The sequence below is a fragment of the Xenorhabdus bakwenae genome (genome assembly GCF_030272115.1).
Classification (GTDB): Bacteria; Pseudomonadota; Gammaproteobacteria; order Enterobacterales; family Enterobacteriaceae; genus Xenorhabdus; species Xenorhabdus bakwenae.
In genome coordinates this window covers 328,245-353,242 of sequence record NZ_CP119194.1, presented here as the reverse complement: position 1 = coordinate 353,242, position 24,998 = coordinate 328,245, and the positions used below count along the sequence as shown (strand labels likewise).

The following is a 24,998-nucleotide window of genomic DNA, read 5'->3' as shown; positions in this document are numbered from 1 at the left end:
CTCACACACTCCGGTAATGTTTTTGTTTCAGTTCAAAAACGCTCTGGCAGGTTGCACAGCGGGTGACACCGGCAATAATCATGCGACGTTCTTTAGGAATGGGTGCGCCACAGTCTTCACACGCAAACGCAGAAACACCGACCGGGCGGTTAACATGGGCGGCTATCCGGCACGCCAGCATTTCGGCGATGCGTTCACAGGCGCGGTCGAGTTCCCTAGACATAACTCCACTCCTGCGCCTCACGCTCGATGTTTTCAGATTCGCGTTGCATCAGGTCAGCGCTGGCAGAAGGCGACAGCGCGTTATCCAGAACATGGGAGGACATCTTCACCAAACGGACGGCATATAAACTCGCGCAATGTTTTCGTTCTGCCTGGCGCACATCTTTAACCAGTTGTTTGATGAATTCTTCATCAGCGTTTTTTCTGGCATATTTTGCTAAATAACTTTCTTTCATTATTTCTATTTCCTGTTTTTAGGTAATAAAAAGCCCTGTGCGTCAGCACATAAAAAATTTGATTACAGTGATTAATTAATGCGGCGTTAATTTAGGTATAACCAACTTATTGGGTAATACCGAGCATATCGCCTGACATTGATGAAGAATAAAAATAAACGATTTTTTCTCTTCGGGCGTAAATTCATTAATTCCGATGTGATAACGGGATTTATCAAATCCGGCCATATGAAACATCATATGCAGGAACCGTTCATTATTCCAAACACGGTTATTAGTACGGTCGCGCATGTAATCAAGAAAATCCGCCAGCTGTTTATCTGTCCGCAACCCATCATTATCAAAATGGCCACTTAAAAACTCAGCTGTTTTATTCATACCGCGTATTTTCTCATCCAATGTTAATGATATTGCGCGATGAGATTCAGTATTCGCCATTGCATCACCTCATAATAGGGATAATAACGGGGTTAACATTGTTGTCGCCAAACCAATTGAGATTAAAATCTCGGCCAAATGGTTTTTATTAGTGACTTTTTTATTAAAATCATCACTGGAAATTTTATATTTGTGTTGCACTCTCTTTAATTGGTTCATCTAACCGTTCCTCATATAACTGCCGACAAAAATCAATGGCCTGTTCTTTGGAATTAAATTTACCGTAGCAATATTCACCGTCCCCGACCTGATAACGGATGAACGGGCAAACAGCGCTGATACGTAACGGGCGAATGAATAACGTGCCGAATTTAATTTTCCCCTTGTTTAATTCCTCTGGTGTTGGAATAGTATTTCGCATATTTATTACCTCATCGTTATTATTGTGCTGCCGACTTTTAGCCATGTCCGGCGCATGGTACTGTGGTATCCTCTTTGCGCCTGCGGTTTCTTTGAGCGGAGACTCAGGCGAAAAACATCAACCACCTATAAAAGGAGTTAAATCTAATGACCTCAAAAAATGAACTAATCCAATTCTTCGAAGATGCAAAAAAATCGCGTGAAGCACATCTTATTGAAGATAGAATAACCGCGCTTGAAATCATGACTTGCGCTATAGCGGCCTCACTAAAAGAAGAAAGCAGAGAGGATTTTTTTAACCCTCATGAATTCTTTTTCACATGTAAATAACCCGATGAAAAATCGAACAGATAAGGCTGTTGCAGATTTACATGTTCTCAGCGCTAATTTTGTAAGCATGCTCAATACCCTCAAATAATGAACCACTCAGCCTCAATTTATGGGGCTGTTTATTGATCAGCAAATTCAAAGGTAATATCACCTACATATATACCATGCTTAAATATTTTTAGTTTGCCAGCACCACACACCGAAGAAGAAGAAACCCCTCCCGCATTTAATAAATGCTGTTCATTAAACTCGAACGATTTACTTTCAAAAGTATTACGGACAGCAGACAAAACTTGTTGCAGAGTTTTTTCGGTATTACAAAGCAATTTATGATCAAACTTCTTTAACCCTGTAGCATTTAGCGCTTTTTTAACCGAATCTACCAACGAGTTAGCATCTACCCCCGACTGAGCCTGTACTAATTCCCCAAATCCAATACACGCTGACTTAGAAACGTGATAATCATTACCCGTCGCCATCTGCATAAACCGCACCAGCGTGTCCTGGATAAATTCAGGCGTCACTTCCACCTCGTTTTTGACATCATCAAAAACATCATACAGGCGTGCCATCATGGCTAATTGCCGTTTTGAATGGTTCAGGGATGTTGAGTTTTTCATTTTATTACCCTCTGTTGAGTTAATATTTCAGCTATTTGCGATAGCATCTTTCAACATAGCGATCATGTTGACTTCTAGCGTATCGTTGGCTCTTTTCTTCGGTCTGGTGATGATGCGGCCATCAGCGACCATTGCACGACATGTAACCAAAGGGGTTTGGGTTATTTCTGAATACCTTTTGAGTGATACATATGCAAACTGCGCCAGCGTGTCCGGGATATATTCAGGGGTGATTGCCACCTCGTTTTTGAAATCATTAAAAACATCATACAGGCGCGCCATCAGGGCTAATTGCTGTTTTGAACAGTTCAGGGATGTTGAGTTATTCATCTGGATTACCCTCTGATTTTGATTAAACACTTCAACTATTTTTGATTGCATCTTCCAGCATGGCGATCATATTGACCTGAATTTTACCCTTAGCCCCTTGTTTTGGTCGGATGATTATCTCGCCTCGGTTTACCATGCCACGACAAGTATTTTCAGGAATACCACTAAGCTCTGCATACTTATCAATCGAGACGTAAGGTGAAACAACGTAATAATTGATAATGAGATTTTTTATCATTATCACCTACTCAACTTGAGCTTGAGCGGCTCGCTTACCTGCTAAGTAGTAAGTTCGAGCTAAACTAGCTTTGGAACGACCTTCTTCAAGAGCGATTACTTTTAATTCTTCATCCTCTTCGACAGTTAACCGAATAGGTATCATTTTTTTAGCGGCGATTTCTCTCGGCAGCCTTGACCGCCCAACATGCTTATCTTGTGCCATAATGTTATATTGTGATCCGTTAAGTTATGAATGTGTCTATTATTTGCAGAAAACTGCAATATGTCAACATGGAATCGCGAAAAAATGCAAATCTGTGATCGTCTAAGAACAGAAAGAGAAAAACTGGGTTTAACCCAAAGTGAAGTAGCAAAGATGTGTGGAGTTGCTTTCAGAACGTATTGCGACTATGAAGCAGGTAAAACTGAACCCAAAGCATCTTTTTTTTCAAAATTTAGCGAAATAGGCGCAGATGTGATGTTTATTCTGACTGGTCAGCGCATTATACAGGGAGAGATATCGATGGAAGAACAAGCACTAATCGAACACTATCGCGCTATGAGTGATGAATCGCGCGCAAACATGCGGGCAGTAGGTTCTGCTTTTGCACAATCAACACCCGATAAGCAGGTCAAAAACGGATGATTATTCAAATTTTAACCGTTTACATAGCTGACTATTATTTAAATTAATTATTGAAATAATTTCAATTTGAAATTGTGATCTATGAATATGTTTCATATGTATCACAATGTTACATTGTGCACCACCAACTACTTGTTTTTACGTTATTGATTTATCCAAACAATATAGAGGAGATACTTTAGTGAGCACAATGGGAAGCAGAATTACAGAGGAACGTAACCGTTTAAATATAAACCAATCAACCTTTGAAACCTTTATCGGATGCCCGCGTAACTCGCTACATCGTTACGAACAGGACGAGATCCCACTCGAAGGAGTGCACTTGCAAAGATTAACTGCAATTGGTTTTGATACACTTTACATAATCACAGGAAGCAGAATGCAACCAATGGGTATATCAGCAGAAGAACAAGAACTAATTGAACAATATCGCGCCATGACTAAGGCGTCACGTTTAAAGGTACAGGAAACTGGCGATGGAATTGCGTATAGGAGAAATAGAGAAAGCGTAAGAAATAAATAATTAAGGCATCGTTAGATTTATCGATGCCTTAGTTATTTACATTGCTAAATATTATTACTTAAAAATTTTCATTGATGAAATAATAATAAAATTGGAGATAGTTATGATTACTTTACTGTGGATTTTATTAGGCGCTGTTATTGGTGGTTCAGCAATGTACCACGAATTTTCTAAAGAAAATAAAAAGTTAAAGGAACAAATTAAAGGAAAAGACAGCATAATTGCATGGTATAAAGATGAAGTCGAGAAGAATGCTACTGATGTCGTCGATAATCTTATATCAACTAAGGCTAATAGAAAGATCCAAGAATACCTCATTACACTAAGCCCCAAAAAGCTATCAAATCTACAAGAGGCTATAGATGAGGCTTTATATGATAAAGAACACTCTACCATAGACAAATCTCATGATACTGAAATATGGCGTGAATCACAGACCAACGAATTCAGAGACGGACTGTCAATTGTATGGGCTGACAAGTCTATTTCTATAGAATTTAGTTATAGAGATCTAAGCGACAATAGAAGCAGAAGAGAAGTTTTGCTAAATGAGGTTTCAATTAATGCAGATGGTGAACCATACTTTAGTTGTTTTTGCATGAGTGCATCTGATAACAGAACATTTAAAGTTAAAAGGATAACATCAAAAATACAGTATGCAGGAAAGAAATATAGTAAGGCTGAATTTTTTGATGATATTTTGCAACTGAACTCTGGTGAATTTCTATGACTGTAAGAAAACTTCCAACTGGCAAATGGCTTTGTGAATGTTATCCCAACGGCAAAGCCGGTACTCGCATCAGAAAACAGTTCACAACCAAAGGTGAGGCTTTGGCTTTTGAGCGAAAGTTATTGCCGAAAGACATCTCAAATGGTAGTGCAAAACAAGCGTTAAAACTAAGCGAATTGGTTGATCGCTGGTATGAGATGCACGGCAAAGCGCTTAACTCTGGTCACTCACGAAAATCTAAGCTGGATGCAATTTGCTTACGCATGGGTGACCCTTATGTTACCGAATTCGATAAAAATATGTTTGCGGTCTATCGTGAGCATCGTCTTAACGGAAAGTGGAACGCGAAAGGTAAAGCCGCACCAAAGCAAGCAACACTTAATCGAGAACAATCTTACCTGCATTCTGTTTTTGCGGAATTAAAAAGGCTGGGTGAGTGGGAAGGTGAAAACCCTCTTGATGGCGTTCGCCAGTTTAAAGAGGGTGATCAGGAGCTGGCTTTTCTTTATGAAGACGATATAAAGCGACTTCTTGCCGCGTGTGATGAGTCGAAAAATAAAGATTTGGGATATGTAGTGCGCATCTGCCTTGCGACTGGGGCGAGATGGGGAGAAGCGCAATCATTATCTCAATCTCAGGTTATGCCTTACAAGGTCACATTCACCCAGACCAAAGGCAAGAAAAATAGAACCGTCCCCATTTCGAAAGAGTTATATGAACTATTGCCTAAAAAACGAGGGGCTTTATTTTCAAATTGCTATGACGCATTTGAAGGCGCATTGAAAAAGGCAAATATTGATTTGCCTACAGGCCAGCGGACACACGTTCTCAGGCATACATTCGCATCACACTTTATGATGAATGGCGGCAACATTTTGGTACTACAGCAAATCTTAGGCCATACTACTATTTTGATGACCATGCGTTACGCTCATTTCGCTCCAGATCATCTGGATGCAGCGGTCACACTAAACCCCTATGACAATCTGAATAAATCCCCCAAAAGTACATAAATAAGTGGCGACGGAAAAACATATTTATTTATATTGATACATATCTGCGGTCATTAACGCTTTATTTTTCATTAACTTATTGATTTTAAAATAGCCCATGAACTTTTTAAAATCCCCGTGTCCTTGGTTCGATTCCGAGTCCGGGCACCACTTCAACTTCCAGTGAAGTCCAGCCCAGTCAAACAATTTCTCTCAAACCCAGAAAAATCAACACCCTTTCTTATTTTTAGGTCTAGTTTCGTCTGTTGCAATCAAGATGCAGCGAAGGGCATAATTCGGGGCACTTACCATTCGATTACCGGAATGCCCTTAATAATGAAACTAAACGCACGACAAATCGAAACTGCAAAACCCAAAGAAAAAACCTACAAACTCGCCGATGGCGGCGGTCTCTATTTAGAAATCACAGCACGCGGCTCAAAATACTGGCGCATGAAGTATTACCGCCCCACCGATAAGAAAGAAGACCGACTGGCATTTGGTGTTTATCCGGCAGTGTCGTTAGCCGATGCCCGTGCCAGACGCGATGAAGCCAAAAAGCTGATGGCACAGGGCATCGACCCCAAAGCCGAAAAACGCGGTACGCCCTCGCCTGCCAAAACAAACACCTTTGAACAGGTCGCCCGTGCATGGCACGCCAGTAACAAACGCTGGAGCGACAGCCACCGCCAAAAAGTGCTGCGCAGCCTTGAGCAGTATATTTTCCCGCATATCGGCGCCCGCGATATTACCACACTCCGCACCAGCCAGTTGTTAGCGCCAGTCAAAGCCATTGATGAGCAGGGCAAACACGATATTGCCCAGCGGTTACGGCAACGTGTCACCGCTATCATGCGCTATGCCGTCCAGAATGATATTTTGGAGTCCAACCCAGCTAATGATATGGCCGGCGCACTCACCACCACAAAATCCCGTCACCATCCCGCACTGCCCCATGAATATTTGCCTGACTTTTTAGCTCGCTTATCTTCTTATCGCGGGCGCTTATTGACCAAGATCGCGGTAGAACTGGCGCTGCTAACATTTGTCCGCTCCAGCGAACTGAGATTTGCCCGCTGGCAGGAAATCGACCTTGACCACGCGGTCTGGAAAATTCCCGCCACACGAAAACCCATCAAAGGCGTTCGATTCTCAGAGCGCGGCATGAAAATGAAAACCGATCACCTTGTACCATTGAGCCGTCAGGCAGTTTCATTGTTCAAAGCCTTGCACGTACTGAGCGGCAATTGCGACGTGATATTTCCCAGCGATCACGGTAATGCGAAAGTCATGAGTGAAAACACCGTCAACAAGGCGCTACGGGCGATGGGTTACGACACGCAAACCGATGTCTGCGGGCACGGCTTCCGCACCATGGCACGCGGTGCAATGGGTGAGTCCGGTCTTTGGAGCGATGACGCCATTGAGCGCCAATTAAGCCATATCGAGCGCAACAACGTCCGGGCGGCGTATATTCACACGTCTAAACATCTCGATGAACGGCGGCTGATGGTGCAGTGGTGGGCGGACTATCTGGATGCAAACCGGGAAAACTCCATCACACCGTATGACTTCGCCAAACCGCTCCGTGACAGAAAAAACCGATAATGCAACCTAAAAATTAATTCTCATCGAGGGAAAAAGAGTTAACGCTGTTCATTGTGTTTTGTTTTTTCAATAATTCGCCTGTCATCAAATAACGTCCACGATGAGCGCTCAAGGACTCGGTAACAGGAGAAGCAAATATGACAATGACAGCAAAAACAAACTTTATTCGTTTGCCGGAAGTACAGCGCAGAACGGGTTACAGCAAGGCGTGGATCTACAAGCTGATTAGCGATGGGACATTTCCGCAACAGGTCAAAATTGGCCTTCGCTCAGTGGCCTTTATTGAAGCAGAAATTGATAACTGGATTGCTCAGCGGATCGCCGAATCACGGGCGGCATAATACAGAAAAGACTATGACATAAGAAACGGACTATAAAACACAACGCCCCAGTGTGGTAGCACACATCTGAGGCGTTTCACCAACAATCATTAAGCAAGGTAAAAATGATGGCTGATACACAGCATACCCAAACTCGCCCTAAATTTACAGACCAAAAAACATCAGGCAGCCAAAAACCGATTGACCTGATCCAGACTGTCAAAGCGTCTGCCATGTATTCCTGGCAAAACCTGTTGCCTGCCTGTGGCATTGAGATCCCTGCAAAAGGTAAACATGGCGCTTGCCCTGTCTGCGGCGGTACTGACCGTTTCCACTTTATCGATGATCACCATCACGGCAACTGGCACTGCCGCCAGTGTGACGTCCCAAACTATGGTGATGGGCTGGATTTAGTGGCAAAAACCAAAGGGATCTCCATCGCTGAGGCAGCTAAAGTGGTCGCTAATGTACTGGCACTACCTTTACCTGAACCCAAGCCCGCCAAAGAAATCCATTATTCCACACAGCCGATTGCCGAAAGAGTGGCGGCACTGATGGCACAAACTGTCGCCGGGCAATCGCCCTATCTGGCGGCAAAGGGGATACAATGCCTCAATCAGCGGCTACTGTTCGATAATTCGACTGTGCTGGCACTGACAGCCCTGGATAAAAAAGTCACCGGTGCGCAGATCATCAAACCCAATGGTGAGAAAAAATTACTCTCTGGCAGCCAGAAGAAAGGCGCTTTTATTGCCGTATCAGAACGGGAGGAGTACCCCGATACGGTTATCATTACAGAGGGTTACGCCACAGCACTCACGGTTAACCATCTCTGTCAAGGCACTGTTTTGGCAGCACTGGATGCAGGTAATTTATATTCTGTTGCCAAAGCCGTTCGGGAGCGGTGGCCGGACATAAAAATCATTATTGCAGCAGATAATGACTGGCATAGCCCCAGTGATCTGGATAAGAACGGCAAACCAAAAGTAAATATCGGCAAGATTTCAGCAGAAAAAGCAGCCCTTGCGGTTAATGGATGGATCTCGTTACCGCCTACAGAACATAAAGCTGACTGGGATGATTATCGCCAGCAATATGGCATTGAGACAGCAAAGCAGGCATTTTGTGAGAGCTTATTTCAGGTAAGGGAACCGATGAACAGTGACGCAATAGAAACCCGTCGTTATGGCAATGTTGAAAGCATTTATCCTAATCGCAAAACAAAATTACCACTGTCAATTGGTTCAGAAGGCTTTGATGCCGAATTAGACTACGTGGTTAAAGGCATTATTCCGGCGCATTCCCTGTGCAGCATTTACGGGGCAAGCGGGTCATATAAAAGTTTTCTGGCAGGCGCATGGAGCTGTCATATTGCCACGGGTAAGGCATGGGCAGGAAAACAGGTTGCTCAGGGTTCCGTGCTGTACGTTGTCGGTGAAGGTGGGATCGGCGTACCCCGGCGCATTAAAGCATGGGAAATCATTAATGATCAGACCGTTAAAAATATGTACCTGATCAATACGCCGGTTTTTCCGGCCTCGTCTGCCGAAGTACATGAGCTGGTCATTGCCGCCCGGCAGGTTGAAGCTGAAACAGGCCAGCCGGTACGTCTGATTATTCTGGACACCCTTGCGCGTTGTTTTGGCGGCGCTGATGAAAATGATTCAAAAGATATGGGTGCGTTTATCCGGGGCTGTGACGAACTGAAAGCTAAGACAGGGGCAAGCATTCTCGTGGTGCACCATTCTGGCAAGGATGAAAGCAAAGGTGCAAGGGGTTCCAGTGCCTTTCGTGCTGCGCTGGATGTTGAATATCGGATCAACCGGGAAGGGAAAAAAGGCGGCGCACTGGTTATTACCTGCACCAAAATGAAAGATGCCGAAGAACCGGAAACCAAAGCCTATGACATGCGCGTAGTTGAACTCTTTACCGATAAAGACGGTGAAGATATTACATCATTGGCTCTGATTGACAGGCCACGTGATCCGGTTGAAGAGGACGATATTGAACACATTTCCAATAAAACAGATAACCACACAGCACTATGGCAATGCATCCGATCGCGCACTGCCCTGAAAGAACCCTGTTTCATTGCTCTTGTCCGTGATGATTTAAAGGCGATGGGCGTGAATGTGAAGAATTTCAGCCGCTGGTTAACCAAGTTAGAAAATGATGGACTGATTACCCGCAACGGCCAGGAACTCACTATCATTAACCAGAGGAATGATGATTAAAAATGAGTAAAAAAATGAGGGATTACGAGGAGATATATTGTACTGTTCATCGTATTCCTCATTTCTCGCGTATATATACAAGAAAAGCGAGAAAGACTAATATCGTTGATTTTGAAGGATAAAAAATCGTAAATTCCTCACCTGTTTTTGCAGTGAGGAAAACAAAAAGCGAGGGGATAAACGAGGAATGAGTGAGGAAGTAAGTTGTTTTCTGGCAGGTATTATTTCATTTCTCCATGTTACCGGGCTAATGCATTAGCCCGGTAACATGGAGAAGACAAGCGCAGCGCGTCAGTAACGCCTAGAAAAATAAGTAAGAAACGCTTTCCGGCTGGTTATCACTATTGCCTCCCATCAACATCAGAAATCATAAATAAATCATGCCAACTTCTGATGTTGAGGCGATTTCAAAGTGGCCGTTTTACCATTCTCCATAGGGGTATTTTTTCCCTTTGATAAAATCTTTGATATATTCCGGGTAATCGTCTCCATAACCACTAGAATGCTTTGTTTTACCCTGACATACCGTCATCTTATTGCCGAAAACGGATTCACCAGTGGCAATTAAGATATTGTTACCGTTGTTTTTACCATAACTCCGTAGCCAAGCTCGAGTCGTTCCCCCCGGAGCTAACCCAACAAATATTGTATCCCGATAGAATATATGCCCCTTAACTGCTTGCGAATTAGACGGTTCGCGCATTAACTGCCAGACTTCAGAAGTAAATTTAAAAGTTGTCTGGTAAGATTTTTTATCAATCACTGAATCCCAACAAACGGTCAATGAACGGGGTAGTGCTTCTCCATAGTTTCGAATACCACTACTCGCCCATATATTTTTATTCCAACTATGTAGGCTTTTAGAATCTGAACTTGCTCCATCTGGCATAAATTTTTGCACAAGGTAATTATCTTCGTCCTGAAACTGGACAAAACTGATACTGGCAGGAAAATATTCTGGCGTATAAAACTGAAACCACCATTTATCATAGGGTAATGGCTCACTGTGGCGCACAATAGGTTTGTAATTCACTATTCTTTTGTCGGGCAGATAAGCTTGGCAGGCGGTTAATCCCACTATCGCACATAAAATAAATAATAAGACCAAAAATCTTTTGTTTTTCATTATGAAATTTCCTTACCAGTAATATCAAAAATTGCGCGGTGCCACTTTTCACAAGGACGGTTTACAAAACTGACTAACTCTACCGCATTCACGCCACCTTGAATCTGTTCATCTTTTATTACCACAGAATTCCAGTGAGATGAGCAATGTACATATTTAGTTTGAATCATAGTTAACTCTTCAGCAGTAAAAGGAATTAATGCCTGACCTTGCCGAATAGCTCGTCCTTGTTTAATCGCTTTTTCTGCTAATAAAGTAAGCTCCGGGGACAGTTGGTAATCGTCATCTTTATCTTTGGGTTTACCAAAGACTATACCTGCTTCTTGTGCTGCATCCTGCATTACTCGCATAACGACTTTAGACCAGTCATTGGTAATTTCACGATACAGCACTGCTGCCGCTGCCACTTGTTTTTGAAAGCGTTCCAGCTCGTTACGGGGATAAAACTGGTTATTTTGCCATGTTTCTACTTTTACCTCGTTGCCGTGAAGTAGCGGAGCAATAGCAGGATAGCCTCTCATCTGCGATAATTCCTCCTGGGCTTTTTTATATATCCAGGTGGAATTATCTGGAGTATTTTCATCCACCGTTAGACTGCGAGGTCGGGTGATAAATAGCCGTTCTGTTTCCGTTGGGTTATAGCCCCCGCCAATATCGGAATGTGCCCCGGGGAATATCAATTCCGGGTAATCAGGCTTAATGCTATTTGAAGAGAAATTATAACGGCATTCATTCATGGCCGTAATATGGAAAATATGCTCTGCAATGCCATCGGGTAAGCGCGTTCTTGCAGGTACAGCGATTTCTTGTTGTTTTTCATTGAATTTAACTTATATTTTTATCAATCGGGTTTCGGTATTATGCTAACTATTAGCGAGATAAACTGCGTGTTTGAACCGAAAAGCACATTTATTCTACACACTAATCAATCAAATTAATTAACGAATTAAATCCAATTTTGGGCGAGTTTTGGCAGGATATAGGGGGGATTATCGGAATAGGTACGGTCATTCAGGCAAAAATCAGGCTGGCGGGAATCGTTAACGGTTTGACTCCCTCCTGTCAGGATCGCCAATAAAACTCCTGTAGCCTGCAAGGGAGAGCAAGATTGCGGTACATCTGCACACTTTTGGAAGCAGACATCCCCCCTGAAAGGGTAGGAAATAACCATTATTAACCAAAACGATGAAGATCAAAAAGGGAGAAACAAAAAAGATATTGATCTTTAAGGATAAAAAATCTCAAAACCTCACCTGTTTCTCAGCACTCCATGTTACGGGCTAACGCATAGCCCGTAACATGGAGAAGACAAGCGTGGCGCGTCAGGGGTTTTATTAAGCGAAAAACTCTTTCTGACTGGCAATCAGTTTAGCACCACACGCTGTGTGCATCCCTTCTACTGCAATAGCTTTCCCATGGCTCTTTAAATTTTCACTGCCCTCGACAATAGGAAAAACGCCCTCGCATTTGGGGCACTCAACTAAATCTGATTCCCCAGCAACCGGAATGCCTTTGTAGGTGTAGCCCCCCACAGCAGTAATCACTTTTCCACCGTGATCGGTGGTGTCATTTAGTAAAATAACGGCTTTGTTTGTCATTTTTAGCCCTGTTTCTAAAAAATAGGTGTTTAATAATTGATATTAAAACCAACATCAAAAACTATAAATAAATTATGTTAGCTTCTGATGTTGAGATGGTTTAATAGATACTTATAACTATTCCCATTGGGATGTATTATTTATTTTCCAATAATCAATGGAATCCCTATCTAAATCAACCTTACCATCAGGATATTCAACTCTGGAAGGTTCGTCACCAGCAGGAATAATGATCTTAGGCATTTTAGTTTCATCTAAAATAGGCTTGTAGATTATTTTCCACTCGTTTCCATCTGTGAGTCTTAACCCAAAATATGTTAAACCACCAGATTTACCATACAAACCTATTTGATTAGGAGCGTCGTAATCTTTTCTTAGAAAAGGGTAAATAGTTGGTCGGTAATCAATCGTATTTAGCATTTCCTTCATACTTTCAGGTTTTTTTGCTCCATTAATGAACGCTTTTATACCAGTTCCAGTGTAGGGAATAGCTCCTTTCATTATATGTTCAACATTTATATACGAAAGAGATATGGTAATAGTATCGATTCTCCATTGGCACCATCCACCTCCATATGAAGGTATTTTCTCCTTAAAGTAACCTGTCTTTGGATCAACTAAAATATTAAATTTATTCCAATGATGATTAGGTTCATGATAAAGCGTGCCACCCGCTGTATGATGAGCAGAAAGACACTTAACTGAGGTATAACCTCCTTTTAAGCTCGGTTTAGTATTTGGTGGAACAATGCTTTCAACTGTGATCCATTTATTTTCTTGGGGTGGAAAAAATGGGTTAGCATTATTTCTATAAGAATGCCAAGATTCAGAGATAATACTCGATAAAAAGTCACATCCAGTCAAACACAGAGTTAGTGGTAATAATGTTGTTGGCATAAATTTTATTGCCATTTCTATGACTCCTCATTATTTTTATCGTTTTTCAGAATAACGTAGCAAGGCTAATGAACCTATTTTATCATTTCGAGTAACTTCTAGCGTACTTGCTAGCTGATTATCTATTTCCATTAAAAAATAGTGTTTTCTAACCTTTTTTCTATCCAGCATTGCCCGAATGGAGGTTGGTTCACTTTCCAAAAATGACAAGTCTTCATTAGATCTTTGAAATTTTTTATCTGGGGGAAGCGCACACAGTTCTCTTAATCTCTGGTCAATATAACGTGAATATAAAGTACTACTATGATCTAAGGCTCCTAGCCCCCCTTATCAGTAGAGTTTTCATTATTATCTGGGTATAGAGAACTTATTTCTTGCTGCCTGAACTGATCTGTCTTCGACTGTGCTTGTTGTTCGATAAATTCGGCAGTATCTTTTTGAGTTTTTTCATTTAATGATGGTAGTAAATACAGTTTAGGTTTTGATTCTAAATAAGACGAAACATAAAAATAAACTAACTTGCCATGGTGTAAAAAAGGATCATCATTTTTGCTAAATAATTTAAAACTTTTTGCAACAAGTCTTCCTGCCAAAATTGATGGATACCATTTTGAGGCATCTTCCGCAATAGAGCTATCGAATAATTCAATTAAGACGCCAGAAGGAGTAGCGCCTATTTGGAATGCAATATTGTCCATATCCTTGTTAAAAGGCACAGAAGGAACAGTATCATTTTCATTGACATGGCGGTAGTGAGTAATATCAGCAAGCTCTTGAACCGCGTTTTGGGTGAATGTACGTGGCATACCGTAAGTATAAAGACAAGGATTATGTGCTTTTAATTGCGCGCTATGAATTAAAGCAAGCGCACCACCTAAACTATGGCCACAGACAAATAATTTTCGTCCCCTCACTAATTTAATAATATGATCAAATATACCTATTGTCTTATCAAGCTGTAGAACCTTTGATTGATTTATAAGATGAAAACCTTCCCAAAAACCTTTGTGTATTTTCCCATTTTCGATAAAACCACTACATACTCCTCTGGGAGTACAACCTAGCTCTAGTGGCTGGAATGTTAAATCTGTTATAGCATCTGTTCCACTTTCAGTACCACGCCATCCAATAATGATTTCTTTCTTGTTTGCCACATAAAAAAGTTGAGTATCTCCTTTAGGAATTGTTTGTTTTTTTGAATCAACGAATACGATTTCTGTATAACGTTCGCTAAATGGGACATCATAAACAATAGGGGAGAAAGACTGGTCATTGACCCTATAAGGTGAACGTGACAGATCGAGTAACTGTTTTTGGAAGAAATTTGTGACTGAACCCAAGTAATTTTCAGTATCTTCAGCATAAGTTAATATGCTCATGAGTGAGAGATTATAGGCATTAACCAGTGAATAATCTTTTTGATGATGCAACAACAAAGACCATGCTCTAAATGGACACACTTCGATAACATAGCGATATTCACCTACATATGATGGATAAACTTCAAGACCCTGTGGTTCACTATCAGGAAAATGGTAACTTGGAAGAGGTTTTTCTCCTTTCCATTTTTCAATAACTGGAAATTTATCAACTAATTCTCCAATTTTTGCATAACGATATTGGCGACCTGATCCCTGGCTCTCTTTAAAAACGGGAGAAATGGCTCTCATGGCTTCAGGAGAGCGCGTGTATTCACTGTTACGCTTCAATCTGAGTGGACGTTTTTCCATTTCATCGGCAAGTTTTTGCCCACTGAGAAATAAACGTAAAGGAGAAGCAAGCAATTTTTCTTCTCGGATCATTCCGTTTCCATCCGTCATTCCCTTACGCTCAACTTTACTATTTTTTAAAATATAGGGCATATTAGAAATGGGTTCATTGTGTTCATCAACAAGCTGAATTTCTATTTTGTTCTTTAACCCCGAGCAATTAGGGCAATAAACTGAATTTGCATTACTCATAAATCTTTCTCCTGTTCTTTTTCTTGTTCCATCGCTAGCAGATAATCCTGACAGGATATTTTTTCAGCATGATGCCCTGCCTCAATTTTTTTCCGCAACCATTGTTCAATCTGTTGTTCCAAACGGCCTTCAGGCTGATCCAATTGCCTCGCTATTTCTCCGTGGTTTTCCCATAAATCATTATAAAGTGAACTGGTTAACACTTTCAGACCATAAGGAGATTGCAGCCAGACTGCCAGCAAATGCTCACCCAATGTAAACGGAATTTCACTGTTACCTTCTCTACACGCTTCGGGACGGCAAAACCTCATCGGTTGCGGCCTGTCTATCATCAGTTCTGTGACAGGCGACAGCATCAGTGACCAGTCGCTGGGCGTGAAAGCCGGCACCAGTGTGCCCAATATCCGCGCATCCATCATGCGGAACAACATTGGTTCGCCATTCATCATTACCCATTGCCGCTGTTGCCAGTGTTTAATCTGTCCTTGCCACGGTGTATGACTGCGGTAAGCCCAACCCCAACTGTTGTCACTGAGCTCATGGCGATCCAGCACTACCCCTATCTGAACTAATTGATTAGCCTTCGGTTGTACCAACCACGGACTCTGTTTCAACATATTGCGCATCGGGGTGCCGCTATACAGAGGAAATGCCTGCTCAACCCAGTCATGACGGTAAAATGGTTCTACAGGATTCGGTTTAGCCAGTGAATTGAGAATGAAGAATACAGGCACTTTATTGGGTTCATTCAGCCAGGCTTGCCAACTTATTGCGGATCCTGTGCTCTCCATGGTGATAGCTCTTTCCATTGTGTTTACTCTTTAACAGGTTTAATGACTAAACTGGCATCCTGTTGCGCCAGTTCTGCACAAGCCGGTTGCACCGGAAATTCAGTTGCCGGGAGCGCTTCCGCCATCGGAAGTTGTCCCACTTGTGCAAGCGGCGCTACCCCTTCTGGAAGTTGCAGTGAAATCCCGCGCCCGCTGCCGCCTGAACCCTGCCCGACATTAATCGGTGAACAGAGAATGCCGCCCGGCGTGACTTTCAGAAAACTGCCGCCCACTTTCAGCGTGATTTCTGCTGCCGCTTCCAGCACCACTTTGCCGCCGCTTTTCAGGTGGATTTCCTGCCCGCTGTCAATCACGGTGGCATCCCCGGTCTGGGTATGCTGGCTACCGGCAATCCGGTGCGATACATCGCCTTCGGTGGTGATTTTGCGTGAACCGGCGACCTGATGATGGTCATCGGCGCGGATATCGTGGTAACGGTTGTTATCAATACGTTGTTTCTGGTCGTGTTTGATATGCCAGAGCACATCATTTTCAATCTGGGCGGTAAAATCTTTCTGGCCGTGGAAATAAATTTCCTCACTGCCTTTGGCATCCTCAAACCGAAGTTCATTGAATCCTTTGCCCTTGTGGGTTTTGGTTTTAAAGGTGGTGCGGGTCTTTTCTGCCGGTAAATCCAGTGGCGGGCGGTTCAGGCCGTTGTAGACACAACCGGTGACAATCGGACGGTCGATATCCCCGTTGAGGTAAGAGATAATTACTTCCTGCCCGATACGCGGGATCGCCATAAAACCAAAACCGTTACCGTTCCAGCCCTGAGCAACCCGTACCCAGCACGAAGCGCCATCATCCGGCGGGTCATCGCGGTTCCAGTGAAAATGCACTTTAATCGCCCCGTCTTTATTGACGAAAATTTCTTCGCCCTCCGGCCCGACCACAATGGCAGTTTCATCCCCATCGGCTAACGGTTTGTAGTGGAACGGCGGGCGGTAGTCAGCAAGGCCATCGATAAAACGGAAATCGTTGCTCAGTGTCGTGCCGGTGCCGCTGCTGTCGCCGAACGCCTGTGGGCAGCACCCGTAGTGGCTGATGGTGACGATTTGCCAGCGCGCGTTAATCGGCTTATGGGGGTGATTTTTTATCTCGAAGATTTTACCCGGCATCAGTTTGATGCAGTTACTGTGGCCACTGCCGGTTTGTTTCTGGTTATCCAGCGCTTCCTGCCGGTATTTTAAAAACGGTTTGGCGGCCGCATCTTTCTGGAACCGCCCGTAACTCTCAAACACGGTGTAAGGGGTCTGGCTGCCGAAATCGCGGAAACCTTCGCTGCTGTGCATATGGGAGAGGTGATAGCGCGGTTTTTCCGGGTTGAAATCTTTGTGGAAACTGCGTTGCGGACTCATCCCGACGCCCAGTTGCACCTGATAGATAGTGTCTGTTCCGTGGGCGGTTTCCGGCTGGGGCTGGTATTGCAGCGGCAAGCCCGCGGTCATGCCCAGATGGCTGTCACTGAAAAACAGCGTTTCATCCTCAAACCAGAAACTGAATCCCTCTTCCGCCGCTAACCGGCTGAAAAAATCATAATCGGATTCGCGCTTCTGGGTCACATATTCCCGATCCTGATGCGTATCGTAGCGTTTTGAATCGGCTTTTACCCGGTGTTTTTTCAGCAGGCTGTTTAAGATGGCAGGGGCATTTTGCTGATGATAAATCCGGCTGTCCTGATTGAGCGTCAACCGCCAGCAGGCAGGGCGGACGGTGACGGTATAGCGCGTCTTGTTACCGTCGGTGCCCACCCAATTAGCCTGAGAGACAATCCCGGTGATTTTGCGCTGCACCGTTTCACCATAAAAAACCTGCAACACCGCTTCCTGCATCAGCAGCGAGGCCAAATCAATTTCTGCCTGCGGCCTGAACGGGTTTGCGTTACCGGCCCTGACCAGTGTCAGGTTGAGGGTAAACAGTTCCGATAATCCCTCTTGCAAAGAAAAATCACCGACCGCAAAGGTGTCTTCCGGCACACCCGCGATACGGCAGGTAAAACGTAATCCACTTTTCATGTTTATTCCTTATTCCTTCTCGTTTATGACATGAATGCCTTACATGGCCGGGCGTAATCCATCGACGTGCCAGAACTGCCACAACACGTCAGGGTTGTCCGGGGTGAAAATTTCCAGCATGACGAACGTGGACTGGCTGATAAAGCAGGCCATCGCCTGATTGATTAACCGGCTGAAGCGGTACATCTCACCGGGCGTGCGGTAACAACCGGGAGCCAGCGTGAGCGACAACACAGACCCACGAATCGGTTGCCCACGCCTTAAGCGGTCGGTCAGGCGCTCTTTAACCTGCACAATGCCGTCAATATGTTGCTGGAACTGGCGACTCAGCGGACGGTTTGTCTCGCGGTGCGGGTCAAACAGGCGGAGAAACTGTTTCAGGCTGTCAGTGGCAAATAACATCACCGGCGGGCTGGAGAGGCAGGAGAGCAGCGGCCAGCCGTTATTTTCCTGTAACAAGGGCGGATAATCGGTCACCACAGGAATAATATTTTGTACATCAAGATGAGACGGTGCACTTTCCGGCGTCACGGTAATTGCGCCCTGTTCCAGCATCCGTGCCTGCTCATGGTAGCCGGTGAAAGAGCACGAGACAGCAATATCCGGCAGAGTGTGGGCCGGATTGCCGGTCAAATCAAAAAAGCACAGCTGGTGACGGGTTCTGCCCAGAAAATCAGATTCAGTCTGGAGCTGGTAGTAAAACGTGTCAGGCTGCTCATCGTCATCGAAAAAACGCCCGGGAACAAACTGCTCAATCGGCAGCCAGTGATAAGGCGTACCACGCTGCTCGTTGTCTTCGGGCTGCACCACCCTCTGAACCTCCCGCAGCCGGTACAAGCACACTGACTCCCCCAATGGCAGCGGATAGCGGTGATCACCGGCTTCCAACCGGACAGGCGGACTGGTCTGGTTTTCCAGATGAATCGCCGGAACACAACCCAACAAAAATACCCCCTCGACATCATCCAGCGGCAATTCGCCCTCGAACCGCAAAATCAGCTCAAACGTGCCATCGTCATTGAGCGGCACTTGCGCACAGCGACTACTGATATCCAGCGTGACAAAGTTATAAAGCGCCGGCACCGCATAGTATTCCACCAACGGTTGCAGGCCGGAACAGGGACTTTTGGCGGTGGGCAGCAACGGCTCGTCAAGCAGGCCATACCAGCCATAAGGAAAACTTTTAATGGTTCGCCGCCCGCCCTGTGTGTTCAGGCTGACATCACAGATATGTTGATCCAGCCACAGGCTGAGCTGGGCGGCACGCGCTGTGTCGGTGCCGAGGAAGAACGTCAGCGGACCACTTTGCCAGAAAGACGATGCCGAACCGGTTTGACCTAGTGTCAGGATAATTTCACTGTGGGTGCCCGTTTTTCTGACGGTGCGCTCCTGCACAATCAACGGTTCAATATGCAAAGGACGGCAGGTTTTAAAGCCGAGCCACTGCCCGTTAAGGCTGGCAGACACCGATGTACCGATCGGGATCTCGGCCGTGCCCTGATGCTCGTCATCCGCAGGCGTAAACTGGACTATCGTTGTGGGCGGAATAGGCGACAGGGCTAACGGCCAGATGCGGGAGAGCATGCCGTGAACAATTTCGGGAAAATCATCCTCCAGCTTGTCCCGCAGATTGGCAATCAAAAACGCAAAGGCGTCGAAAACACGGACAATATCGGGGTCATGAGAGGAAACCAGAAATTCAGCCAGATGCGGCGACGCTTTTGCGATGTGCTCAGCCAGCTCTCGCAGGTAAGCGCGTTCTTGCAGGTACAGCAATTCCTTGTTATTTTTCATTGAATTTAACTTATGTTTTATCAATCAGGGATCGGCATTGTGCTGAATTAAAATGGCACCCGACGAGTTAAGGTTGTTTATTGTACACATTCATCAGTGAAATTAATTAACCAATTAAATCCAATTTTTGTCTGATTTTGGCGGAATGTAGGGGGATTTGCGGAATTTGCACGGAAATTCAGGCAAAAATCAGGATGACAGGAACGATAGCAGTTTGACTCCTCCCTGACTAACCGTTAATATCTTTTTCTACAAAACGATCCATCGCCTGTCAGGATCACCTTCGGGTGGCGAACCTAAACTCCCGTAGCCTGCAAGGGAGAGCAAACATTGCGGTACATCTGCGCACTTTTGGAAGCAGATATTGTCAGACATAAAACCCTTGTCTGGCGATGAAGGTTTTTTAAATCAAAACCACCCGCATAGCGGGTGGTTTGCTCTCGCCCTATAAGGGCATGTTACCGACTGCGCCAAAATGACGCCGCTTTCTCTTTGTTCAAGCTAAATGTCATTGTCTCTTTGGCTTACCCCTTAAAGGGGTCCTCATACTCACGTGCACTCAATTTATCCTGTATGAAATCTTGCTTTTCCTGCTCTCGGATATACTTACGGATCGTGGCTTCATTGAGTCCTACTGTACTCACATAATATCCTTCTGACCAAAACTTCCTGTTGCCAAATTTGTATTTTAGATTCGCGTGCTTATCAAATATCATCAGTGAACTTTTACCTTTCAAATATCCCATGAAACTCGATACACTGATTTTCGGCGGGATACTCACCAACATATGCACATGATCTGGCATCAAATGTCCTTCTATTATTTCTACCCCTTTGTACTTACAAAGGTTTTTTAAAATCTCACCTATACTTGAACGTAAACTTGCAAAAATAACTTTACGTCTGTATTTCGGCGAAAAGACGATATGGTATTTGCAGAGCCACTTTGTGTGGGCCAAGCTTTGTGCTTTAATTCCCATAAACACCTTTCCTTCTTAGTTACGCATATTAGCTTGAACATCTATATCGTAACGGAAAGGTGTTTTTCTTGGTATAACCCCCTGATCTCCACCCGCATAGCGGGTGGTTTTATGTTTAAGAAGCATAGGGCTTCTTAAACTGGCTAAAGCCCTAAACTAAAAAATACACCCAAAAGGTGTTTTTATATTGCCAATCAAGTGTAGTGAACATTAGATCATGCACTTATCTTTTATATCAACATAAAGCCTATTTTCCTTTATCTTCAATGGATAGCAGGATGGCTTTCGCGCATCCGATTCATACTTTTCGCTATCTCTGCTTGAATTATTCAGCAGATAAATTTTCTGCACCTAAACAATTAACTCATTGCTCCCGTTTGATACTGAACCTGGCGGCGTCTTGATGTGTCTGATGGCATTTCAACGTTGCATAACTTTTGCTGACTATTTGTGGAACCCAAGGCGTCACTTTTGGCCGGTTTACCGCTGAAAGTGACGCCGCAGCCAGAGAACCACGTAACCCTGACAGGCTCGCGTCTGCTTTACCAAGCAGTGAATCTGACTCTGCATTTTTAGATTGAAAAAGCATCAAAAGGAGAACTTGACGATATCGAGGCTGGCTTTATGCCGGTGGGGATGACCTGCACACGCAGGCGGCAGTACCGTGTACTCAACCGATACCCCGCAATACCTCAACCTGCGTTCACTCTGGCGCACAGATATCCGTCAAAGGTAAAGCAGGCATTGCCTGTTTTGCCACACTGTCGCGCGCCAGAGATTGTAGGTTGTCAGATATAAGCATGGAGGAAGCCAATGAGTCGATTGATTAAAGAATTGAAGTTTTTTGCCCGAAAAGGTGGCGGCAGTCATAAGACCTGCCATGACCGTATTCGGATCGCAGGACGTTTGGGCGCGTTGTTATTGAGTCTGAATATTCAGGTTAAAAACCTTAATAATTTGAAAGCTAAACATGTAGAACAGTATGTTAGTGCCCGTTTATCTCAGGGAATAGCCAAGCGTACGGTGCAAAATGAAATGGCTGCGCTACGCAATATTTTCCGCATGGCAGGCCGGGAGAAACTCGAAACCTCGCCGCGTTTAAGCAATCAGGCATTGGGATTAAGCGGAACCAGCCGCGCCGGAACGAAACAGGCTATCCCTGATGCTGCGTTTCAGGTCGTTTACCAGAAAGCGCTTGAACGTGATGCCGGATTTGCCGTCACACTGAAACTCGCCCGCTTGCTGGGATTGCGTTCTCAGGAAGCGGTGCAATGCAGTGCTTCACTGAAGAGCTGGCGCAAACAGTTAGAACAGCCAGAGCCGAAACTGCATGTTGTGTTCGGAACCAAAGGTGGCCGGCCAAGGCAAACCCGTGTATTGGATGTTGCCGCGGTAAAAGAGAGTGTAGAACAGGCGTTGGCTATTGCAGAGCAATGTGACGGCAGGTTGATTGATAAACCGGATCTCAAACAGGCCATGAACTACTGGCGAGCGCACACCACAAAGATTGGTTTAACCGGTTGCCATTCTCCCCACAGTTTGCGCTATGCGTGGGCGCAGGATGCGCTGAACTTTTACCAACAACATGGTTTTAACCGTCAGGAAGCAAGGGCACTGGTTTCAATGGATTTGGGGCATGGTGATGGTCGTGGGCGTTATGTTGAACGGGTTTATAGCCGTTAAACTTAGTCGTTCGGTTATTGTATTAGGTAAAACAATTAGTTAAAGTATTCCCGCCATTAGCCAAATCTAATGGCCAAGGCGTCGCGGCCTTGATTGATCAACCCACTGGTAGGAAATTTCTACCAGTGTGCCTGTTATCGCCCTTTCAATGGTGATTCAGGCGGGGAAGGCATTGCCTTGCCGGAATGGTTGATCTCCGGTCCGCGAACCCTGTCTGAATCGCCACCATCAATATTAATTAATGGAAGGGGTAGCAGGAATGAATAACAACAATGTTCAAAATGACTGGCATCAGGCTGATATCATCGCCGCATTACGTAAACGTGGTACAACCTTAGCGGCTCTCTCCCGTGAGACGGGACTCAGTTCATCAACATTGGCAAATGCACTCAGCAGACAGTGGCCTAAAGGCGAATGGATAATTGCGAATTATCTCGGCATCCATCCCTCTGAAATCTGGCCCAGCCGTTATTTTGATAGGTACGGACGATTAATTGAACGTAAGGTTCGCAGTAAACCACAGGAATAACCCGCTGTAATTTGTGATCGATGTCGTAAAAATGAATATTTTTTATCTTAAGCCCTGAGCGTAAAATGGCAGCCCAATTTGACCATTTTTAACCCTCACGGCTTTTTTGCTTTAAGATGATTGAAAAACACACAATAAGTAAGATAAATAAGTAAAATCATTTAGATAGAAAAGAAAAAGTAAGCAAAAAAACTTAGGGGCATTAAAAGGGGCATAAAAGGAAAGTAAAATTATAAATTTTTTATTTTCAATAAGTTACAACGATTTTCGATTCCGAGTCCGGCACCAAGTTTCCATGCGGGTTTGTCGTAGGTTGTTAAATTTCCTGACAAAAGCGCGAAAAAGAATCAATCGTTAATTAAATGTTAAATCCTAATCAGTTCAATTTGTACTGTTTAGTTGAGAAGAACATTTAAGACAAGATGACAGGGTAGCTGTTTTAACAGCCGCCCTTTTCTCGTTTAAGGTAATGATTTCAGTAATTGATTCTGATGTCAAGTGAGGGAAAAACTTTACGGGACAGGAGACCGGAATTAGCCCTTTTTTCATACCATCAATATTTGATGCAGGGCAGTGCACTCACACCGCCACCTCCTCAATCCTGTCTGAGATCTGCCCTGTCTTTTTTTACGCCATTTTATTCATTCTCATCGGCCCGCTCACCAGCAAAGTCAGTATACAATCCCAGTTCCCGCTCCAGGGCTTTGCCCGTCACTTCCATATCAAGATCAATGTATTCCATCGTGGTCGCCACATTACGGTGCCCCAGTAATCGTTTCACCAGCGGCAGATTACGATCCGGCGATTTCATCAGGGTTGTGGCCACCGTATGACGAAAGCGGTGGGGCGAGACCGCAAACCCACACTCTCTGGACAGTCTGCGGAAGAAAGCGCGGAGCTGTTGTTTTTCCCGGTTGATATCGTATTGGTAACGGGAAAGCCGGCTTGGGTGCGGCACACTTAACCGGCTGAGATCGAAAATCGGATCGTCGGCTTTCACGCCGGCAGCTATCGCCCTTTCCACTAATTTTGCCAGCCGGGGTTTGAGCGGCGGGATAATCGGTACTTCCCATTCACTGTGGTTTTTACTGCCTTCCAGCCCCAGTTCAATATAATTGCTGTCCAGATTGATATCCCGCAGCCGCAGGTGCAGTAGCTGGTTCTGGCGCATCCCCGTAAAGCGCAATGTCGCCAGTACCGTTGACCAATACCAGGTCGGATACAGGGCACAACGCCCTCCCCGTGGCATCACCCCGGTTCTTTCTTCTTCCGCAAACTTGCCCATCAACAGATTAATACGGGTTATCTGCGATTGACTCAAAATCTTCTTCTTTTTCTTTTCTTTTTTTACTGCCGCCTCGTTAAACGGATTCTCAGTGTGCGGCAGCAGTTTTTGCTCCATGCCGAAATTAAAGATCGCCCGCATATGCGCCACCTTATTATTCCAGGTGTGGCTCGACTGCTTTTTCTCCACCAGAAGATGGCGCCGCCACCGCAGCACATCCCGGTGAATAACCTGCATCGGTGAGACCGCTTCCCCCATAAACCGGATAAAACCCTTCGTCACTTTACGGTAACTCCATTCGGTATCCGGCCTCAGGATATGTGAAAAAAAAGTACTCGTCTAATAACGCTTCCCAACCCATGGTTTCTTCTGTTCCGTGCATCATTTTTTCCTGTTATCAGCAACCCAACCCGGCGGCTTTTCAATAGAGAAAGCGGTTAATCATTCCGTTAAAAATCAATCACAAATTGAAATTGTTTCATGATTAAT

The 24,998-nt window shown here is 44.5% G+C and carries 29 protein-coding genes and 1 pseudogene; 10 read left to right on the top strand and 20 right to left on the bottom strand.

Annotated elements, in window-relative coordinates:
* Position 1: 1 nt before the first annotated feature.
* The 4 genes from PXH59_RS02215 to PXH59_RS02200 form a co-directional block, all read right to left on the bottom strand.
* A complete protein-coding gene (locus tag PXH59_RS02215) occupies positions 2-223 on the bottom strand; it encodes a TraR/DksA family transcriptional regulator (RefSeq protein WP_285808905.1) in 222 nt (73 codons plus the stop codon).
* Positions 216-458, bottom strand: coding sequence for a DUF2732 family protein (locus PXH59_RS02210; protein ID WP_285808906.1), 243 nt, complete (start codon positions 456-458; stop codon positions 216-218). Before PXH59_RS02210 ends, PXH59_RS02215 begins: the two co-directional genes overlap by 8 nt.
* A 75-nt stretch (positions 459-533) precedes the next feature.
* A complete protein-coding gene (locus PXH59_RS02205; RefSeq protein WP_285810135.1) occupies positions 534-896 on the bottom strand; it encodes a DUF5347 family protein in 363 nt (120 codons plus the stop codon).
* 124 nt (positions 897-1,020) lie between these two features.
* Positions 1,021-1,257 carry a hypothetical protein gene (locus PXH59_RS02200; RefSeq protein ID WP_053460693.1) on the bottom strand — a complete coding sequence of 79 codons (237 nt, stop codon included), beginning with the start codon at positions 1,255-1,257 and terminating at the stop codon, positions 1,021-1,023.
* Between the two features lie 146 nt (positions 1,258-1,403).
* Between PXH59_RS02200 and PXH59_RS02195 the strand changes: the two genes are divergently transcribed.
* Positions 1,404-1,586 carry a hypothetical protein gene (locus PXH59_RS02195; protein ID WP_285810133.1) on the top strand — a complete coding sequence of 61 codons (183 nt, stop codon included), beginning with the start codon at positions 1,404-1,406 and terminating at the stop codon, positions 1,584-1,586.
* A 119-nt stretch (positions 1,587-1,705) separates the two neighbouring features.
* Here PXH59_RS02195 and PXH59_RS02190 read toward each other — a convergent pair whose 3' ends face one another.
* The 4 genes from PXH59_RS02190 to PXH59_RS02175 form a co-directional block, all read right to left on the bottom strand.
* Entirely contained in the window at positions 1,706-2,206 is a 501-nt protein-coding gene (locus PXH59_RS02190) for a hypothetical protein (RefSeq protein WP_285810131.1), read from the bottom strand.
* 27 nt (positions 2,207-2,233) lie between these two features.
* On the bottom strand, positions 2,234-2,425 hold the full coding sequence (locus PXH59_RS02185; protein WP_285811673.1) for a DNA-binding protein: 192 nt from the start codon (positions 2,423-2,425) through the stop codon (positions 2,234-2,236).
* Positions 2,426-2,567: 142 nt separating this feature from the next.
* The gene (locus PXH59_RS02180; RefSeq protein ID WP_434223335.1) at positions 2,568-2,774 is read right to left on the bottom strand and encodes a DNA-binding protein; all 207 of its coding nucleotides are present in this window, start codon (positions 2,772-2,774) and stop codon (positions 2,568-2,570) included.
* Between the two features lie 6 nt (positions 2,775-2,780).
* On the bottom strand, positions 2,781-2,978 hold the full coding sequence (locus PXH59_RS02175; protein WP_285810130.1) for a hypothetical protein: 198 nt from the start codon (positions 2,976-2,978) through the stop codon (positions 2,781-2,783).
* A gap of 60 nt (positions 2,979-3,038) precedes the next feature.
* Here PXH59_RS02175 and PXH59_RS02170 point away from each other — a divergent pair, with 60 nt between their 5' ends.
* The 7 genes from PXH59_RS02170 to PXH59_RS02140 all read left to right on the top strand — a co-directional run bounded on the left by PXH59_RS02170 (position 3,039) and on the right by PXH59_RS02140 (position 9,808).
* On the top strand, positions 3,039-3,401 hold the full coding sequence (locus PXH59_RS02170) for a helix-turn-helix domain-containing protein (protein ID WP_285810129.1): 363 nt from the start codon (positions 3,039-3,041) through the stop codon (positions 3,399-3,401).
* Between the two features lie 181 nt (positions 3,402-3,582).
* Entirely contained in the window at positions 3,583-3,924 is a 342-nt protein-coding gene (locus PXH59_RS02165; RefSeq protein ID WP_285810128.1) for a hypothetical protein, read from the top strand.
* Between the two features lie 103 nt (positions 3,925-4,027).
* Positions 4,028-4,654: a hypothetical protein gene (locus PXH59_RS02160; RefSeq protein ID WP_285810127.1), complete on the top strand. Its 627-nt coding sequence runs from the start codon at positions 4,028-4,030 to the stop codon at positions 4,652-4,654.
* On the top strand, positions 4,651-5,667 hold the full coding sequence (locus tag PXH59_RS02155) for a phage integrase (RefSeq protein WP_285810125.1): 1,017 nt from the start codon (positions 4,651-4,653) through the stop codon (positions 5,665-5,667). Before PXH59_RS02160 ends, PXH59_RS02155 begins: the two co-directional genes overlap by 4 nt.
* A 315-nt stretch (positions 5,668-5,982) precedes the next feature.
* On the top strand, positions 5,983-7,254 hold the full coding sequence (locus PXH59_RS02150; protein ID WP_285810123.1) for a tyrosine-type recombinase/integrase: 1,272 nt from the start codon (positions 5,983-5,985) through the stop codon (positions 7,252-7,254).
* Positions 7,255-7,391: 137 nt separating this feature from the next.
* Positions 7,392-7,595, top strand: coding sequence for a helix-turn-helix transcriptional regulator (locus PXH59_RS02145; RefSeq protein WP_285810121.1), 204 nt, complete (start codon positions 7,392-7,394; stop codon positions 7,593-7,595).
* Between the two features lie 107 nt (positions 7,596-7,702).
* A complete protein-coding gene (locus tag PXH59_RS02140; RefSeq protein WP_285810118.1) occupies positions 7,703-9,808 on the top strand; it encodes an AAA family ATPase in 2,106 nt (701 codons plus the stop codon).
* Between the two features lie 421 nt (positions 9,809-10,229).
* Here PXH59_RS02140 and PXH59_RS02135 read toward each other — a convergent pair whose 3' ends face one another.
* The 11 genes from PXH59_RS02135 to PXH59_RS02085 form a co-directional block, all read right to left on the bottom strand.
* The gene (locus PXH59_RS02135; protein WP_285810117.1) at positions 10,230-10,934 is read right to left on the bottom strand and encodes a DUF2931 family protein; all 705 of its coding nucleotides are present in this window, start codon (positions 10,932-10,934) and stop codon (positions 10,230-10,232) included.
* Complete coding sequence (locus tag PXH59_RS02130) at positions 10,934-11,701, bottom strand: hypothetical protein (protein ID WP_434223394.1); 768 nt, start codon at positions 11,699-11,701, stop codon at positions 10,934-10,936. Before PXH59_RS02130 ends, PXH59_RS02135 begins: the two co-directional genes overlap by 1 nt.
* 179 nt (positions 11,702-11,880) lie before the next feature.
* The gene (locus tag PXH59_RS02125) at positions 11,881-12,105 is read right to left on the bottom strand and encodes a hypothetical protein (protein ID WP_285810115.1); all 225 of its coding nucleotides are present in this window, start codon (positions 12,103-12,105) and stop codon (positions 11,881-11,883) included.
* A 163-nt stretch (positions 12,106-12,268) separates the two neighbouring features.
* The gene (locus PXH59_RS02120; protein ID WP_285810114.1) at positions 12,269-12,532 is read right to left on the bottom strand and encodes a PAAR domain-containing protein; all 264 of its coding nucleotides are present in this window, start codon (positions 12,530-12,532) and stop codon (positions 12,269-12,271) included.
* A gap of 117 nt (positions 12,533-12,649) precedes the next feature.
* Complete coding sequence (locus PXH59_RS02115; RefSeq protein ID WP_285810113.1) at positions 12,650-13,444, bottom strand: hypothetical protein; 795 nt, start codon at positions 13,442-13,444, stop codon at positions 12,650-12,652.
* A gap of 302 nt (positions 13,445-13,746) precedes the next feature.
* Positions 13,747-15,390 (bottom strand): lipase family protein, encoded by a 1,644-nt coding sequence (locus PXH59_RS02110; RefSeq protein ID WP_285810112.1) that lies wholly within the window; start codon positions 15,388-15,390, stop codon positions 13,747-13,749.
* Positions 15,387-16,199 (bottom strand): DUF4123 domain-containing protein, encoded by an 813-nt coding sequence (locus PXH59_RS02105; RefSeq protein WP_285810110.1) that lies wholly within the window; start codon positions 16,197-16,199, stop codon positions 15,387-15,389. The genes PXH59_RS02110 and PXH59_RS02105 overlap by 4 nt, the downstream gene beginning before the upstream one ends.
* Before the next feature lie 5 nt (positions 16,200-16,204).
* Positions 16,205-18,238 carry a type VI secretion system Vgr family protein gene (locus PXH59_RS02100; RefSeq protein ID WP_285810108.1) on the bottom strand — a complete coding sequence of 678 codons (2,034 nt, stop codon included), beginning with the start codon at positions 18,236-18,238 and terminating at the stop codon, positions 16,205-16,207.
* A 39-nt stretch (positions 18,239-18,277) separates the two neighbouring features.
* Positions 18,278-20,056: a type VI secretion system baseplate subunit TssF gene (locus PXH59_RS02095; RefSeq protein ID WP_285810107.1), complete on the bottom strand. Its 1,779-nt coding sequence runs from the start codon at positions 20,054-20,056 to the stop codon at positions 18,278-18,280.
* 500 nt (positions 20,057-20,556) lie between these two features.
* Positions 20,557-21,012, bottom strand: coding sequence for an IS200/IS605 family transposase (gene tnpA / locus PXH59_RS02090; protein WP_047767579.1), 456 nt, complete (start codon positions 21,010-21,012; stop codon positions 20,557-20,559).
* A gap of 364 nt (positions 21,013-21,376) precedes the next feature.
* Positions 21,377-21,601 carry a hypothetical protein gene (locus PXH59_RS02085; RefSeq protein ID WP_285810106.1) on the bottom strand — a complete coding sequence of 75 codons (225 nt, stop codon included), beginning with the start codon at positions 21,599-21,601 and terminating at the stop codon, positions 21,377-21,379.
* A 224-nt stretch (positions 21,602-21,825) separates the two neighbouring features.
* Between PXH59_RS02085 and PXH59_RS02080 the strand changes: the two genes are divergently transcribed.
* Positions 21,826-22,695: an integrase domain-containing protein gene (locus PXH59_RS02080; RefSeq protein ID WP_285810105.1), complete on the top strand. Its 870-nt coding sequence runs from the start codon at positions 21,826-21,828 to the stop codon at positions 22,693-22,695.
* Between the two features lie 259 nt (positions 22,696-22,954).
* Entirely contained in the window at positions 22,955-23,224 is a 270-nt protein-coding gene (locus PXH59_RS02075) for a helix-turn-helix domain-containing protein (RefSeq protein WP_285810103.1), read from the top strand.
* Between the two features lie 637 nt (positions 23,225-23,861).
* On the opposite strand, the pseudogene PXH59_RS02070 reads toward PXH59_RS02075, so the two are convergent.
* Positions 23,862-24,891, bottom strand: a pseudogene (locus tag PXH59_RS02070) (tyrosine-type recombinase/integrase).
* Between the last annotated feature and the right edge of the window lie 107 nt (positions 24,892-24,998).